This window comes from Desulfonatronum parangueonense (genome assembly GCF_054656975.1).
Window position 1 is genome coordinate 2,671,871 of sequence record NZ_BAAHXH010000003.1, and the last position, 15,891, is coordinate 2,687,761.

11 protein-coding genes and 3 pseudogenes are annotated in these 15,891 nt (G+C 49.3%); 5 read left to right on the forward strand and 9 right to left on the reverse strand.

All coding sequences use genetic code 11. The annotated features are described in order from the left end of the window. Window positions 1-92 precede the first annotated feature (92 nt). Together ACYQ15_RS12290 and ACYQ15_RS12295 are read right to left on the reverse strand one after the other, a co-directional pair. A pseudogene (locus ACYQ15_RS12290) lies at window positions 93-902 on the reverse strand (Rpn family recombination-promoting nuclease/putative transposase); the annotation flags it as partial. Window positions 903-1,209: 307 nt separating this feature from the next. Next, window positions 1,210-2,265: an Rpn family recombination-promoting nuclease/putative transposase gene (locus ACYQ15_RS12295; RefSeq protein WP_459937804.1), complete on the reverse strand. Its 1,056-nt coding sequence runs from the start codon at window positions 2,263-2,265 to the stop codon at window positions 1,210-1,212. 235 nt (window positions 2,266-2,500) lie between these two features. Between ACYQ15_RS12295 and ACYQ15_RS12300 the strand changes: the two are divergent. Then, window positions 2,501-3,093 (forward strand): annotated as a pseudogene (locus ACYQ15_RS12300) (site-specific integrase). A gap of 339 nt (window positions 3,094-3,432) precedes the next feature. Here ACYQ15_RS12300 and ACYQ15_RS12305 read toward each other — a convergent pair. The 7 genes from ACYQ15_RS12305 to ACYQ15_RS12335 form a co-directional block, all read right to left on the reverse strand. After that, window positions 3,433-4,434 (reverse strand): ATP-binding protein, encoded by a 1,002-nt coding sequence (locus ACYQ15_RS12305; RefSeq protein WP_459937805.1) that lies wholly within the window; start codon window positions 4,432-4,434, stop codon window positions 3,433-3,435. 22 nt (window positions 4,435-4,456) lie between these two features. Continuing rightward, window positions 4,457-4,882, reverse strand: coding sequence for a JAB domain-containing protein (locus ACYQ15_RS12310; protein WP_459937806.1), 426 nt, complete (start codon window positions 4,880-4,882; stop codon window positions 4,457-4,459). Between the two features lie 96 nt (window positions 4,883-4,978). Beyond that, on the reverse strand, window positions 4,979-5,581 hold the full coding sequence (locus ACYQ15_RS12315) for a hypothetical protein (RefSeq protein ID WP_459937807.1): 603 nt from the start codon (window positions 5,579-5,581) through the stop codon (window positions 4,979-4,981). Between the two features lie 5 nt (window positions 5,582-5,586). Continuing rightward, window positions 5,587-7,677: a vWA domain-containing protein gene (locus ACYQ15_RS12320; RefSeq protein ID WP_459937808.1), complete on the reverse strand. Its 2,091-nt coding sequence runs from the start codon at window positions 7,675-7,677 to the stop codon at window positions 5,587-5,589. A 12-nt stretch (window positions 7,678-7,689) separates the two neighbouring features. Continuing rightward, the gene (locus ACYQ15_RS12325; RefSeq protein WP_459937809.1) at window positions 7,690-8,664 is read right to left on the reverse strand and encodes a DUF3150 domain-containing protein; all 975 of its coding nucleotides are present in this window, start codon (window positions 8,662-8,664) and stop codon (window positions 7,690-7,692) included. Window positions 8,665-8,677: 13 nt separating this feature from the next. Next, window positions 8,678-9,631 (reverse strand): AAA family ATPase, encoded by a 954-nt coding sequence (locus ACYQ15_RS12330; RefSeq protein ID WP_459937810.1) that lies wholly within the window; start codon window positions 9,629-9,631, stop codon window positions 8,678-8,680. 522 nt (window positions 9,632-10,153) lie between these two features. Beyond that, complete coding sequence (locus tag ACYQ15_RS12335; RefSeq protein ID WP_459937811.1) at window positions 10,154-11,170, reverse strand: PD-(D/E)XK nuclease family protein; 1,017 nt, start codon at window positions 11,168-11,170, stop codon at window positions 10,154-10,156. 443 nt (window positions 11,171-11,613) lie between these two features. Between ACYQ15_RS12335 and ACYQ15_RS12340 the strand changes: the two genes are divergently transcribed. The 4 genes and pseudogenes from ACYQ15_RS12340 (at window position 11,614) to ACYQ15_RS12355 (ending at window position 15,752) form a co-directional block, all read left to right on the forward strand. After that, window positions 11,614-11,880 (forward strand): hypothetical protein, encoded by a 267-nt coding sequence (locus ACYQ15_RS12340; protein ID WP_459937812.1) that lies wholly within the window; start codon window positions 11,614-11,616, stop codon window positions 11,878-11,880. A gap of 701 nt (window positions 11,881-12,581) precedes the next feature. Continuing rightward, a pseudogene (locus tag ACYQ15_RS12345) lies at window positions 12,582-13,604 on the forward strand (DUF5906 domain-containing protein); the annotation flags it as partial. Between the two features lie 125 nt (window positions 13,605-13,729). After that, entirely contained in the window at window positions 13,730-14,974 is a 1,245-nt protein-coding gene (locus tag ACYQ15_RS12350) for an IS4 family transposase (protein WP_459937813.1), read from the forward strand. A gap of 133 nt (window positions 14,975-15,107) precedes the next feature. Next, complete coding sequence (locus tag ACYQ15_RS12355) at window positions 15,108-15,752, forward strand: hypothetical protein (RefSeq protein ID WP_459937814.1); 645 nt, start codon at window positions 15,108-15,110, stop codon at window positions 15,750-15,752. The last annotated feature ends 139 nt before the right edge of the window (window positions 15,753-15,891 follow it).

Genomic DNA, 15,891 nt, shown 5'->3' on the forward strand with positions numbered 1-15,891 from the left:
CTGAGCAGAAGAATTGAGAGCGATCTACTGACTTTGGGTGGCATGATTATTACAAAATTATGTGGTTTATTCGCCGGAAAGGGTGCGGTGTTTTATTGGACATTACAGGCTTTGAGTTCGCCTTCCTCGCGTCCCTTCTTCAAGGAAATCTCTCTCTCTTCAGCCCTGATTTTTTTGGTAACGGTTTGCACAATTTCCTCCTTATGCTCGAAATTCGTAATAACCGCGATTATATCGTCCATCTCTATGTGCGTTGCGGGCGACATGAGGTACAGGCTCACTAGAATCGTAAACAGTTTCCGCTTTTCGGGGTCTTCGATCTTGGCCAGCGGGGAGTAGATGTCGCCAAGATGCTCTTTTAATTCCAGGGAATGGAAGAACTTCATGGCCAGCTGAACCACGTTCAGCAAAGTCTGCTCTTTGAGTTGTTCTTTATCCAGTTCGTTCAGATCGTGAACCAAATGCCGGAAGTTGGGAATAAATTGCCGAAAGTAGTCCGAAGGGCAGTCAAAAAGATCAGCGAAGTCCGGGCTGTAGTACCAGGGATGTTTTCCGTGCGTGAAAACCATCGAAATGATGATTGGCAAGTATTGCGGAGTTTCTTCGGCCTTGAGGGTTTCCAGCCACTTGCGCAGCTTGTATTTCAGTATCTGGAGCCGAGCGAACTTCTCTGGGCGGTTTTTATGTTCGATCAGGATGTAGATTTCCGCCTCACGGTCTGGCCTGTCCTTCAGTTGGAGCTTGAGGACGATATCGGTAAAAGCCCGCTTCATCTCGTCGGTATAGGACTCTGATCTGATCTCCAGGGTGTCCAGGTCCAGGTGCTGAGTGATCTCCTGGGGAACGTGCTTGGCGATCAGTTCCCGAGTGACCTCTTCATTGGAGATCAGTTCCACGATGAACCTGTCGTGGGCACTGTTGGTCCTGTCTTACATAGGGTGGACAATAAGGGTTCCGGGTCAGATGAGCAAGCGTGCTCATAGACCAAGAGAAGTCCGTGGATGAGTAATGCCAACTTTGAAGAATTGTTATAGCCTCTACAGCGGACAAAGGCTGAGAATGGTACAAAAAAGCCCCCTGCTTCAGTACGAAACAGAAGGCCTAAATAAGAAAGGCTGTATTGGGAGAGAAATCTAATCTATTGGCGAGCCGAAAGAGAAGATAATGGGATTCAAGAAGACGGAAAAGACCAACATTGTAGTAGCCGGGTTAGTGGGTTGTGGATTTAGTGACCTTATCTACCTGGGCCAGGAAGGCTTCGATAGATTCGGCTTTAAATAGTTTGACGGAAAGGCCCTTAAGTGTGCCAATGTCGTTGATAGCGTTGAGCTTACTTGTGAAGCCCATAGGGATTTGCTCGAACTTGGCGAGCATTAGGTCAACAATGGTTGAGCGGATGCCTTCAAGTTTGCCTTCTTCTCTTCCTCTCTTCTCACCTCTTACTTCACCGACCGACTCACCTTGTCTCATCCATTGATCTGCGAGCGTATCCATAATTTCCTGACCTCCTTGGGGAAGTATAGCTAGGGCTTGCCTGTAGTCTTCCTCTTTCAAATATTCCGAGGCTTTCACCAAGTATCTGCAAAAGATGAGCATATACTCCATAGCCTCCCTGGGCTCCCGGACTTCCATAAGCCCTTTGGCCAACAAAGGCAGCAGATGGACCAGCCGTGGACTATCCAAAGCCTGGAGGATAGCGAAGTAGAACGTGAGAATAATATTGTCTTGGACGGCTTTAGGGTCAATCTTGCTGGCGGCTATGAAATCAAACGTAAAATCCGGGATGAACTTATCGAAAGCCTCGGACGGCGAGTAAATCAAGTCTCTGAAAGAGGTTTTGGGCACCCAGCCGTCATTGCTCTGGTAGAATACGATGGGCAGGATCGGCGGCAGCTTCGGGTGCTTGTATTGTGGGTCTTCCAGTATGCTTGTCCAGACAAGGGCCATATATCTGAGCACTTGAACACCGACGAACTCATCCGGCCAGGCCTTGTGCTCAAACAGCAGGTAAAACCGTATTTCCGGGCATTCCGGGCTGACGGTTTTCACCGTATACACAAGGTCGGCATAGTGCTTCTTCAGCTTCTCGTCGATGAACGTGGCTGGTATGCGCTGAAGCGTGTTCATGTCCAACTTGGCCAACACTTCCGGAGGTAGGTGAGCTTGGAGTAAGTCGCGTGCATTGACCGGGTCTCCGATCACCTTCTTGAACAGCTCGTCGTGCTTTGCGCGGCCCTGGCCGGAGTCTTGATCCTTTTCACTCATGGCGGTCAGTATAGGGGAGCCGGGGCAGGCAAGCAAGGGGCAGATGAGAGAGTGCTGCTGGTAGCCCCTTCGACAATGCCAACTTTTCCGTAAAAGTTGACATTCTGCTCTTGGCTTCAAAAATATTTCACTAAAACAAGCAGTTAAAGCATGCCACACGCAACGACACCTTCACTTCAGCAGGTGATTGCCAATTTTATTGACTAAAACTCTCTATACTTGATATATTGTCTCCATGCCCAATACCAACCACCCCAAGAAGGGATCATCAACCAAGGTCGAGCCCATCCGTCGTCTGGAAGACATCAAGGCCATCAAGAAGCTGCTGGCAGACAAGCCCAGAGACCTGCTGCTTTTCACCATGGGTATCAACAATGGTCTTCGGATCGGTGATCTGCTGCAGCTGCGAGTAAAAGACGTTCAGCATTTACAGCCTGGCGAAGTTGTCAGCGTGAAAGAGCAGAAAACAGGCAAGACAAACGTGCTTCTGATCAACAAGACAACGCACAAGGTTTTGCAGGAGTACATCCGAATCTTGCAGCCAGAGCCGGAAGCCTTTCTGTTCCAGAGTCATAAGGCCAAAGGAAAGCCCCTGACCGTAAGCGCTGCCAACCGGCTTATCAAAGCTGGTGTGCACTGATCAATCTGCGTGGCAACTACGGTACGCACACATTGCGTAAAACCTTTGGCTATGTTCAGCGTGTTCATTACGGAATCGGTTTCGAACTGCTTTGCAAACGGTTCAACCACTCCAGCCCAGCTGTGACCATGCATTACCTGGGCATCGAGGACAAAGAAATTAACGGGATTTTGATGAACGATATATGATTTGCTTTGATGGCTTGCGTATTTCGAAAATATTGGCGCTCATATTTGCCTTTTAAGGCCTTTAAACTCTGTTCGGCAGGGTTTACTATGCCGGAAATTGCTGTGGGCCTTTCACGAATAGCTAAAAAAGAGGTCGCATAATGCGGCCTCTTTGGTTTTGGTGTGGTTACCGTTTGGATTTCGATAAAAACTCGATCAGCAACACGATGCCGATGCCAATCAAGTTACCAATCAGAACTGGCCAGTTTTCACCGGACTGATCCTTTCCGCTGTCTATGCTCATGACTTCTCCTGGGTTGAGGTTGCCGCGTCGGGTTGAAATTGCTGGCGCGAAAAATTCTATGCCGCTTTCTGCAATTGCTGGATGAATGAGCTTGCGTCTTTTACCGTCAGCGAGTTCACGCCCTTGCCGAACGTATTTATGGAGATCACGTCCAGGTAGTCCTCGTCGTAGCCCTGGCGTTTTGCGAGGCTGAAGATTGCCTGTCTCTGAGGGTCAGTGAGCCGCGGTTGAGTTTCGTTCTCGTCGGGCTGGAAGAATGACTGTGACGCCCCAGCGCGACCATCGCCATTGGGCTTTCGGGGTCTGGTGGCGGCTGACGGTTTGCTGGGCTCGGAGATTTCCTGCTGAGTCTGCTGTGGAGATACGTCTGGAATTGTCTGGCTGCCCGACAGCCAGTCTTTGAGCATCTTGCCGGTTTCCTCTGATGGCGTGAAATACGATCCATCAAACAGTCCGGTTCGGTCTTTCGTAGCTGTTGCGATGTGACCGTCAACGGACAGCTCCAGAACCGTCGTGAATTCATACTCGAGCCCGTCCCTCTGGACCGGGGCCAGTCCGATCTTGACGGGCCGGGTCTTGCCCGTGCGTTCATCCTTCTGGACATCCCAGGCCGTCTTACTTCGGATGGTCGCAATGATGTGCAGGGGCGCTCCGAGCAGCGCGTCCACCAGGGCGTTGTGTTTGGGGCTGGCCTCCCGCCATGCCGCGAAGTTGTTCTTGGTTGCCTGCGAAGCCTTGTCTACAAATTCCAGGATGCCGCCTTCGCCTGCCCAGGCGTGAGTCAGGCTGTCGATAATCAGAACTTCGTATCCGGCTTGGGCTGCCTGCTTGATTGCCTGAACGTATTTCTCAGGCGTGAATGGCGGGACCAACTCGGCTACGTCATAGTGGCAGAGGTCCGCGTACAGGGAGCCGCTGCCGCGCTCTGAATCTAAAAGGGCGATCTTCCCTCCCAGGCCTCGGGCGATCCGTAAGGCTGAGTATGTTTTCCCAGAGCCGCTGGGACCAATTAAACCCAGACGTAGTTTTGACTGTGTTCTTTGTGCTGGTTGGAACATGGTTCCTCCTTTGGTTTTGCGGTTACAGCAGACCCTGAGCCTGAAATGAATAATGCCCGTCACGAGCAACGATAACGTGGTCCAAGAAACGCACGTCCAGAGTATCGGCAGCTTTTTGAATTCTGGTGGTCAGCTCCTGGTCCTGAACCGAAGGCTTTGGGTCGCCACCAGGATGGTTATGGGCCACGATGATCCCGCTGGCCTGCTTGATTAGGATTTGGCGCATGATCTCACGAATGTAGACGGGCGTCTGATCGACGGTGCCTCGTGAGATGGTTTTCCTGGCCATGACGTTGTTCTTGTTGTCGAGCAGGAACAGTATGAAATACTCAATTTTTTTGTTCCGATATGGCAGCATGTGAGCAGCCACGTACTCAGGATGACTCAGATTCGTGCAGTTCTGTCTTGCCTCGTACAGCTCCGAAAGCAGCTCTTTCACTCGATTCATTGATTTTCCCCTTTTGAAAATGGAAAAGCCGATCCCTCTCTTTGAGGAACCGGCTTCTATCTTCCGTGGTTCTTTTTGATTGGTCAGTAATCAGCCCTACGCCGCCAAGCCCATTCCGTTCTGCTTTGGGATCAGCGAAAGCAGGCTACCAAGGTGCTGGGCCATTTCCTCAACGGCCTCTTGTGAGTAAACAGCGGCTATCCGCTTGGGGGCTGGCGTGGAATCGGCAATTAGTGGCATCATACCGTTTCTGGGTGCCGTCACGTTGGATGGAAATCCCAGCAGGTCCATGTCCGTCTGGTCGATCAACAGTACACGCCGTGATTCGTCCGGTGCCGACTCGCTCTTGAATACGTGCAGATTGGTCGGTGATTTCTTGCTCTCACCGATCTGGAACAGCAGCGGAGTTTTGGTGCAGGGCACTACGTTCGCCGGGTGGTCCATGGTGGCGATGGCTTTGGGAATCTCGTCGTGAAAGGTGATGGAATGGGTTTCAACCTTCAGGGCCGCGTTGATCACTTGTTTCCGCAAATCCTCGTCTGTCAGGTTGAACATCATGGCCAGGTCAGGTTCCAGTAGGCTCAAGTGAACGGCCACGGTTCCAGCAATGATAAGACCCCAATTGTTGATTACCATTACGGGGCCTGGTTTCTTCTTCAGATAGGTACGGATCGTGGATGTTCTGATAGTGGTTGTCATGGCAGTTACTCCTTGTTCGGGGTTAATAACGATTCAAGCAGCTTGAAGGCTTTTTGTGGCAGGTCCTCAACCCGGTTGACCACTTCACAGATGGGGAACAGGTCCGCGTAAGCGAGCCCTTCAATGCCGATTGTGGCTACTTCGATTCCCAGGGTTTCGGCCTCGTCCAGGCCGGTCTTTGTGGTTCTGGAATCATTGGGTTCACCGTCAGTGATAAGGACAACCAGCTTCCTGGGTTCCGTAAGAGGCACCATTGCCGAAAGCACGTATCGCAGAGACTCGGCTACTGGCGTGCAGCCATAGTTACTGGAAGGCCATGGCAACGTGCTGGTTGGCTGTTGCCCGTGAGCGATTAGCGGAGCCACAGGATAAACTGCGTGGTCCTTTGAAGGATTGGCGTTATAGGGATAAAATGCCGGGAAGAGCGTTAAAGCCAGATTGATGCCGCGTTGGTTTGCCAGGGCTTTTACCAGGGCGAAAACTACGTCCTTTGCGATTGCCAGACGCCGCCCATCCATACTCCCAGAAATGTCGAGTAGAATGTGAATGGCAGTGTTAACTTGCTTGTGGCTGGCGTTTCTGAGGAACAGTTTGCTCTCACCGGTTCTGATCCGGTGTAAGCGAGACCTGGCTATGCGGGTTCCTGCTGCGCTGGGTCTGATCCTGGCTAACCCTTGAGCCTGTAGTAAGCCTTTGAGATTGGCAGATAGTTTTGCCACCACGCCGGAAGAAGCCGTGATCTGCTGTGGGATATAGCCGTAACTCTGCAATTGGGATTGTGGAGTTGCCTCGGCTATCCCGAATGCTCTGGTATTATTGCCGCTGAGTACCTCCGACTTCAGGGCCATCTCTTTGAGTTGTTGGCCGAAGTCGCTGATCTCCTCCTGGGATTCCAGGGCCTGGGTTATTGCTGCTTGCAGCGGGGTGGGATCTGTAGATGCGTTGCCACCTATGCCCACGGATGCAGTGTCGGATACTTCGACTTCGGCCTCGGCTTCGGACTGATCTGCTTGTTCTCCGGCTTCTGAACCGGTTGGGTGATCGTCATTATCTGCTGGATCAGAGTCAGTATTAATTGGAAGATTTGCATCGTCTTGTGCTCCTTGTTGATCGAAAGGTTGGTTGGTTGGATCTTTGGTCTGGCTCTGTTCGTGCTGATCAGGATCGGCAGAGCAGTTTGAGTTCTGATCTCGATCAGCAGGGACTTGTTCAGATGATCCAGGATTATCTGGATTATCTGGATCGTCCTGATCTGCGGGGTCGGGTTGTGATTGGATGGGATTATCTGGCTGGTCAGGGCCTTGCTGTGATTGTCCGGGATTATCCGGAGTATCCTGATCGTCAGAACTTAGCTGTTCCTCTTCCTGCTCATCCTTCGAATCCGACTCAGAGTTATCGGCAGCGTCCCTATGCTTCTCCAGCAGGGCTACGATTTCTTTAACCATGGCAACTACTCCTGCCGTATCTGACACCGAGCCAATCTGGGTTATGATCTCGAACAGGTCTCGTTCCAGTTCAGGGCTGAACGTATTCAGGAACTGATCCCGAGTTTTCAGCGCCAAGTCTGCCAGCATGTGCTGCTTCAGATACAGAGTCCGAAGGGTCAGGCCGACATACCCGCATATTACGGCTTCGGGCTGACTGTCGGGCTGAATTTCAAAAACTCCAGCCTTCGTTCTGCGTAACTCCGATACGAGGGTGCTGAGGTTCGTTACCATTCCTGGATAGGCGTCTCCGAGGGCTTTTTCGATCCGAATGTCCTCAATGATGTTCCATAAGGATCGTTCGAACGGAGTTGATTTGGGAATCAGGTCCAAGTCTGTAAACCGGACATGGCCCAACTCGTGATCCAAATAGCCTCTGCATATCCAGGAGTTTTCCCTTGAAGTAAGGGGCATGATGATCACATTCCCATCTGTGCTGGCGGTCGAGTGGTTATCGAAGATCACCTTCACGCCGTTCTTCCGGCCAAGGCCGCTTGCCAGGGCTGCCATCTGTGCCGGAGTCAGCTTCGGCAAGGTTCCATAAACAGAAATGGCCGTTTGTGAGGCGGCCATATTTTTCAATTCTGATTGAATTGATTGGTGTGGGATCACATTGTTCTCCTGTCAGAACCAGGCTGTAGGCAACCTGGGCTGAGGATTGGATGGGGTTGGCGGTACGAAGCCATTGGATGTGGTCGGGGGTTGTGATGGCTGGGCTGGTACCGCGATTGTGGTTGGTTGCGGGATCGGGGGGTAAACGAACTGATATGCGTCTCCCGCTTCGGCTGCGGCAAGGATATCTTGCAGCACATCCGGGCTTTTCAGTTGAACCAGTAGCCGGGTCAGATTGAAGAGCGCCGCGCCGGTCAGTGCTCCGCCTGCATCTCTTTGGTCCAGGAAGGTCTGAAGCTCGGCCTCTATTATGCTCACACCGGGATTTACGAAGGACAACCCGCGCAGCTTGTCGGCAAGCCTGTCTAAACGGTTCAGGTTCTTGAAGGTGGCCCGGTCCCGGTCCTTGAGGCTGTTGTATGTCTCACCGGCCAGGATGCTGATCTCCCGGAGCATGGTGCCGGTCAGATCATTGGTAAGCGTCTGGGCAAAGCCGGGATCGTTGTCTGAAGAGGACATTCGGAAAGCTCTCCACTTGAAGCCGAACTTCTTCTCGATGCTGTTCGGGGTTTCCAGGTACGGACGCAGGATGCTGGCCCAGCGGGCATTTTGTTCAAGCCACGCTTCCTGCTGCTGGTAAAAGTCAGCCAGAAACTTGTCCTTTTCGGCATGAAACTCGCGAGCCAGGTCCATCAGGGTGGCGTCGATTTCGTCCTTTCTGATTTCTGGAGCGATCCAGATTTTTCCGCCGTACAACGATACGGCCACGCCTTCGAGATATGTGACTGCCTTGGTCCGCACCGCCTGGATGGGCTTAAACGCTTCCTTGTTGTGGATGCGCTTGGAGCCCAAACTTACGAGAGTATCTGGAGGAAGATCGATCCCGGCGAAGTCTTCAGGCTTCAGATTCTTGGAACCGGACCAGATGGAGATGTCCAAGATCAGGCCGGTTGAATGCTCGAAAATGTGGGATTGAGTAGTAGTCATGTTGGTGTCTCCTTTACAGTTCTTGATTGAAAATACGTTGGTACACTTCCCGGAGGATCGGCTTGCCGTCCTGGGAAGCCCTGTTGAGGACCGTGTACTTAAGGGCGTGCGCGATGGGGTGCTTTACGCGGGGTACTTGCCTGAAGAAGAGCGCGGCCTTCGCCCATTCCACCAGCTCGCGAGTTGAGAGCGTATCCTGAATGGGGTTCTCTTCAGCCGTGTGGATTTTTCTGATCTCTCCGGCGAAGGAAACCATCTTTTCGGAGATGTCTCGGTTGCCCAGCAGCTGCTCCAAAATATCAATTTCCACGTTGGGCTCAGGATAATCCAGAAGGAACGTCCACTTCAGCCGATTCATGAACGCTTTGGACATTTTCAAGGTGCCGGAATAACCGTTGGCTTCTCCGTCGCCTTGGCCCGTGGTGTTGGCCGTGGCGATGAATCTGAAGCCAGGTTCAGGATGAATCACTTCGCCACCGTTGGCCGAAAGGGTGAGGGGGCTGCCATCCAGGATCGAGTTCAGACCGACCAGGGTTGAAGGGTCCACCAAATCGATCTCGTCGAACAGGAATACGCCGCCAGACTTCATGGCCATGGGCAATGGTCCGTACTCAAACGTGAACCCTCCGCCAGCGTTGGGGATGTACTGGCCGATCAGATCGATCAGCTCCAGCCGGTTGTGGCCCGTGGCAGAGAAGACAGGCTGATTGCTCCTTGCGGCTACCTCGTTAACCAGAGAGGACTTTCCTGAACCAGTGGGACCTGAAATCAAGCAGGACAAGCCGCCGAACTGCCACCAGCCCAGGAAGTCAGCCGTTACTTCTGGTCGGAAATGATAGTTGGTCGGTGCGGGAACGTATGCCTGCCATTCATGCTGCTCCCTTATTGGCCAGGGAACAGGCGGGAATGATGGGTGGAACAGTGACTGAACTGTTGGAGCGTTTGAAGGCGGTGCTTGGATATTCATGGTGATTATGCCTCCATTTTCGTGACTGTTATTGAATTCGATTATGCCTTCCTGCCAAATCGCAACCGGATCAGGTACCGGGTCTGGCTGTGAGGGCTGTTGAGTTGGGGCCTGTGACCTGTCCGGGAAAAGTTGCCTATAGCCCCTGGCCAACTTTGCCTTGGCCCTGCTGTTGGCTTCTCTGATAGGGCGGATTGTCTGGATAGTTTTCTTGGTCAGGCCGGCAATATCCCGAACTCTCTCGGGCCGGTTATTCCTCTGCCGGTTCTGCCGAAGTAGATGTCTAAATGGTTACTGCCAGGGATCGCGATCCAATCCTTCGGCCTGCCGCTGTTTGAATGGCGCAGGTGCAGAATGTTTGCAGGCGCATTCATGCTGATTGCCTCCTTTGGACGCAGCTGTGCCGTGTCTCTGAGTCGGGTTCAGAGCCAGGCTTGTCTGAAATGATTGTGGGAATGAGAGAGAGGCTGAGTAGCGTATTACGGGCTGATCCCGTGATACTCAGCAATAGGCGAGGCGGGCTTAGGCGGCTTTTACATCCAGTACGGCGTATTTCGAGGTTTTCTGGTACTCGGAAATATCTTGTCCGAGTTCACCGAGCAGCAACTCCAACTGCTTCAGATCGGTGGTGGTCCGGGAGCGTTCTGAAAGGCGTATGCGTAAGTTGCCGGATTGGTAGGTTCCCGGTTTGATCAGCTTTAAAACGTAGTCGCGCAAGGTTTCTTTCCTGGCTTTGGCGGCCTTCTCTGCTTCCGAGGCCTGGTGATACTGTTCAAGCAAGGCCGATACTTCTTGAGGAAGCTCCGGGCCTGAGTGTGCTGGGCATGTAGCTAAGTACGGGCAGTAGCCACAGAGAGCTGAGGGCTCGCATGTGAGGGGCAGGTTTTCTGGAGCTTCTGATTGGGAAGCCGTCTTTACTCCTTCCCAGATCTTGATTGCCCGAAGCAGCAACCCATATGATCTTTCGGGATCGTAGACGTAGTCATTTTGCATGTTCATCAGGCCCTTATTCACGTCCAGAACCATGATTGCCGCTTCGACATGTTTGCCAGTGCTTTTGTGGAGCAGCAGCATTTGAAAGTGTACTTGGTGCTCCCAGGCCTCCCGAATCTCCAGCTGATTCGAGGACTTCACCTCCAGAATTCTGTTGCCTGGCAATAAAAAGTCCAGGTGGGCACGTAGAGGAACCACGACCAATGGCTCCTGGCAACGTGAACAATGGGAAACCTTGCCGGATGGGGCCAACCATTCGCACAAAGTACAATAAGGCAGATAGTAGTTCAGCTCTGCTTGCCTCTGAGGCCGAAAGTCCCTCAAAGCCTCTGCCACAATGTCTTCAGCAAGGTGACCTCGCTTGAAACGGATCAACGTTTGGAGATCATGTTTCTGCGGGATCACTTTCCGGAGAACTGCCTGTCTTGGGCAGCCGCCAATATCTGACGATCCTACATATTCCGCCCGATTGCCCAATGTTGAAACTGTTTGGGCCTGTCTTGCCTCTTCAAGGCCAGCTTGAAATTCCTGCGATGTCATCAGCACGGTATGCCTCCTTTATATGGTTGCTTATAGCACCAGTGAAATTGTGTGTGCTCCTGCCAACTTCATGATCAGCTCTTGGAACATCCAAGGGTTATTACCTTCCATATCCCTCCTGCCATAGAACCCCCTTCAAAACACTTCCTTGCTATTCCGTTGGCCAACAATGATAGCTGGGGAGAGCATAGTACCTTCTTATAACAATAAATGACTGTGATATTTGAATAATATTCAGCATAAAAAGAAATTTAAAAATTATCCACAAATTTAGTTAACAAACCAGATTCAGAATTGCATGATCTAATAATGGGTAGAAGAATGCTCCGGTTGATCTATGGAAAAAAAGTTTCAAAAAATTTGCATCGAGTTATTAACAAAGTGAAAAATGGCGAGCATTATATAATAGTAGTTATTCAATCGTAAACTTTTTCAAGGAGAGATCGACGATGTCTGAGAGCTATAGGGTTACATTTGTCACTGACAAAGATACCGAAAGAAGATTGAAAGAGCTAGCTTCATTGGAAGGGAAAAGTGTTTCCAAGTTCACATCTGACTTCATTCAAACATTCATGGAGGTCGATTGGGAGAAGCATAATGAACTGAGGCAATTTGGAGAGCTGATGGATTTTAAGCCAACTGACTTGATCAACGATATGTACAAGAGGAAGTTGGATGCGATTCAATCACGAAGATACTATGTTGTTAACAATTAACCATAGGAGATGATTATGTGCGAAAAGTTCATATTGTGCTTTGAGATGTACGAGAAAGAAGATTTAGAGTTTTTACATCGTCCTGAATACATAATTGAAGGTGATAGTAGGCTTGAGCACGTAAAGCCAAACGACGAACAGGACTCAGAGTTACTAGAGGACATGAAGAATTGGCCGATGTTATAAATATGTCCTGGTGCAGTTAACAAAATCCGGAAACAGGCGCATTATTTATTAGTAGGTATAGGTTCATGAAAATCTCCCGTTAGAAGGTGCTAGGGATTGGCTCTAGCGCCTTTTAACAGGAGAAAAAGTTGTAACCAGTTATATATCATAGGAGTAAATAATGCCGTCTCAACATTTACATACTTTTGTTGCCAACAAGGAACTTAAGGACAAAATTACTAAGGCAGCCGTGCGTTCGAATATGTCTACTTCAAAATTCATTAAGAACGCTATGAGCATTTATATGAACCTCGACCAGGAGAAGATACTCAAAGCTATACGAATAGGAAATGCCTTGGATGTGGAGCCGTCATTTATCGTGAATGACCTTATTGACCAGAAATTAAAATTTTAACCTTTAACACTTTAACCATTTGGAGCTTGTCATGAATACTACTACTGTTAATAATGGAAACGTTGAATTTGAACTGAGTGATTATGATTCCAAAGACTTGATCGCTCAAGCGGTAAATGAAATGATTCAAGAGTCGTTTTTCAATGATGATGTTGGTGATGCAAATTTATACAAGCATCTTTATGCAGATATGTTTGTTTATCGAGCCTTGCATAGAAAATGGTACAGGTACGTAGGGCCTCATTGGGAAGTTGATGAAAAAAATGAAGCTCTGTCTGCTGTTTCAGATTTGTATCAGCAGTATGAAAATCACCATAACAATTATGGTGGATTTGATAAGACAGGAGACCTCCTTTTGAAAAAGAAAAGGAAGCTCAACATATCAACTTCAATGAAGAGAATTTTAGAGTTGGCTGCAACAGGTAGAAATGGATTGACATTCATAGATAAGGATAATGTCTGGAAAAGTGTGTTCGCCTGTAGAAATGGTGTTATAGACTTAAGAACTGGAGAGTTCCGAGAAGGGAGGCCGGAAGACTATATCTTCAAGTACTGCGATATGGATTATGATCCTAATGCTGGCACACCAAAGGAGTTTCTGAAGTTTCTCAAAGATATCTTTGAGTATGATGGCGAGAAACCAACTTTGCCAGATAAGTCTTCTCCTGATTATAAAAAGCTAATCATAACGTTCAGAAGAAATTACAGGAATTATGTGAAGGCCAAGAAGATTCATGAGAGGACCATGGTCAAGTTTATCCAGAGACTTCTCGGATATGTCTTGCTTGGTACCTGCAAAGAAAGGAAGTTCATCATTCTTTATGGCCCGGAAGGAGCTAATGGCAAAACTACGTTAATGACGTTACTTGTTAAACTGCTTCAAGAGTATGCAGGAAATATCGACCCAAAAATATTGTTGAGTTCGAGGGCCGACAGCACAGCATCAGGGCATAGTAGTCACTTGGTTGACTTATGTGAAAAACTGTTGGCTATCGCTGATGAGATTGAAGAGGGTAAGAAGCTGGATAGTGGCACAGTTAAAAGGCTCACTGGAAATGGACAAATTTCCGCAAGGGCTGCTCACTCGGCTAACCACATACGATTCTATCCTACTTTTACAATATTTCTTCTGACCAACAATCTTCCCCACGTAGCTCAGGACCCAGCTACTTGGAACAGGATTATACCAATCCACTTTAAGTGCAATACTGTTCACTTTGATCAAAAAAATGTCTACAATGAGCCATCTCAACCAGAGGAGGTGGCGAGATGGCACGCACGGTTGCAGAACTTCCCAAGGGGAGTCGGATTACAGATTATATTGGATTTGGAGTATTGGCCACTACTTTCCCCCTGGACAAGGTCAAGCAGATTCTTTCCGATACCGGAAAGAAAAGCATCCGCGAAAGGGAGCTTCCGGCTCATGTTGTTATTTACTATGTCATGGCCCTGGCTTTGTATATGCAGTCCTCTTACCGAGAAGTTCTTCGGTGTTTGCTTGAGGGAGTTCAATGGTTGAGGGGAGAAGACGTCAACCTGAAGATTACAGGGAAGTCGGGCATATCCCAAGCACGTACTCGCCTGGGAGTGGAGCCAATGATGCGGTTGCATGACGAACTGGTCAAGCCGATTGCAACCGAAGCGACCCGCGGGGCTTGGTATCGATCGTGGCGCGTGGTCAGCATCGATGGGAGCTGCATGGACGTAGCGGACGAAAGCGTGAATGCTGAGGAGTTTGGTCGTCCTGCCTCGAAGAAAGGCGTAAGCGGCTTTCCACAAATGCGATTTGTTTCGCTTGTGGAAAACGGAACGCACGTGTTGTTTGGCACGAAGATGGGTTCCTACGGAACGAGTGAACGAAAGCTGGCGGCGCAGGTGATAGAGCACTTGCAGCCAGGGATGCTCTGCTTGGCCGACCGTGGTTTCTTTGGATATGATCTCTGGAATTCTTCCCATGCCACCGGGGCTGACTTGCTGTGGCGAGTAAAGAAGAACTTGGATTTGCCCATCTTGGAACGCTTGTCCGACGGTTCCTACCTCAGCATGGTATTCAAAACCGCCAAGGACCGCCGTCATGGGGTTGGAACGAAGGTGAGAGTAATTGAATATCAACTTGTCGGAATTACGGATGCGGAGCCATTGTATCGACTCATGACCACGATTTTGGATCCGGCCAAGGCACCGGCGCAAGAATTGGCAGCACTGTACCATGAACGTTGGGAGATTGAGACGGCCCTTGATGAACTCAAGACACATTTGAGAGGAGCCAGGGTGGTTCTTCGGAGCAAGACTCCGGATTTGTGCAGACAAGAATTTTACGGGCTCTTGATGACTCATTTTGCAATTCGTGGCTTGATGCATGAAGCGGCTTTGAGCGAGGACATTGATCCTGATCAATTGTCGTTTGCTCATTCAGTAAAGGTTGTGCGCCGGAAGCTTCCGCTTTTCGGCGCTTTTCCCCCCTCAACAGTGGATGGAGTTTCACAAGCCAATGCTGAGGGAAATCTTGGATGAACGTGTTGTCTCGAGTCGAAATTGTAAATGTCCACGGGGCGTAAAACGTAAGATGAGCAGCTACTTAGTGAGACCGAGAAATTCTAAGCCTGTGCCCGTACCAAGTTATAATAGTTGCATTAAAATTGTTTAAATGAACAGTATTGACTTTAAGTGGAGCTATGTCGAAAATCCCCAAAAGCCTCATGAAAAGCCTATTGACAAAAATCTCGGGGATCGTCTGCTTAAGGAGTTGCCTGAAATTTTGAAATGGCTAGTTGAGGGAGCGCTGGAGTACCAGAGGATTAACACCCTTGATATTCCTGATTGTATTTACGATAACGTTCGTGAATATAAGGAGTCTACTGATAACTACAAGTTATTCGTTGAGGATTGTGTTCAGCTAGTGCGTGTCGAGAAAAGGGTATATTATCCTGCTCGAAAGTTATATGAGTTATATACTCTGTGGAGCAGATATCATGGATATAAAGGAGCATCTGAAAAGATATTTGCGACAAACATGAAAAGGCTTGGCTTGGAAAAACATGACAAAAGAATTAGAAATTGTTTTTGTTATGTAAATATCATGGCTGAAGAGTCTATTATATATGATTTAGCACCTTTAAAGGCAGATTCACTTGAACAATGGTCTTTTTTTGATCGTTTTAAATGTGCAATCAACAATCACAATGATCATGAAGAAATTCCTCGAGAGCAAGTCAAACAGGAATGTGTAAGTGGTCTTGAGGAATTTGCAAAATGTATGGAGGAAGATGAGAAATCTATACCTGATTTTTAGGAAATCATCTTAATATCAACATTGTTTTTGCAGGGTATGCAGGGACATTGCAGGATCGTCCCTCTACCCTGCAGAACCTATAAACCGAGTATTATCAACGAAATCCAGGGGCCTCTGAGGCCATTCTGCAGGGTCTGCA

What these genes read in the sequence shown, in the direction of transcription:
- ACYQ15_RS12295 (WP_459937804.1), bottom strand. Translation starts at nt 2,265, where the DNA reads ATGAGTGAAAAGGATCAAGACTCCGGCCAGGGCCGCGCAAAGCACGAC.
- ACYQ15_RS12305 (WP_459937805.1), bottom strand. Translation starts at nt 4,434, where the DNA reads ATGTTCCAACCAGCACAAAGAACACAGTCAAAACTACGTCTGGGTTTA.
- ACYQ15_RS12310 (WP_459937806.1), bottom strand. Translation starts at nt 4,882, where the DNA reads ATGAATCGAGTGAAAGAGCTGCTTTCGGAGCTGTACGAGGCAAGACAG.
- ACYQ15_RS12315 (WP_459937807.1), bottom strand. Translation starts at nt 5,581, where the DNA reads ATGACAACCACTATCAGAACATCCACGATCCGTACCTATCTGAAGAAG.
- ACYQ15_RS12325 (WP_459937809.1), bottom strand. Translation starts at nt 8,664, where the DNA reads ATGACTACTACTCAATCCCACATTTTCGAGCATTCAACCGGCCTGATC.
- ACYQ15_RS12330 (WP_459937810.1), bottom strand. Translation starts at nt 9,631, where the DNA reads ATGAATATCCAAGCACCGCCTTCAAACGCTCCAACAGTTCAGTCACTG.
- ACYQ15_RS12340 (WP_459937812.1), top strand. Translation starts at nt 11,614, where the DNA reads ATGTCTGAGAGCTATAGGGTTACATTTGTCACTGACAAAGATACCGAA.
- ACYQ15_RS12350 (WP_459937813.1), top strand. Translation starts at nt 13,730, where the DNA reads ATGGCACGCACGGTTGCAGAACTTCCCAAGGGGAGTCGGATTACAGAT.
- ACYQ15_RS12355 (WP_459937814.1), top strand. Translation starts at nt 15,108, where the DNA reads ATGAACAGTATTGACTTTAAGTGGAGCTATGTCGAAAATCCCCAAAAG.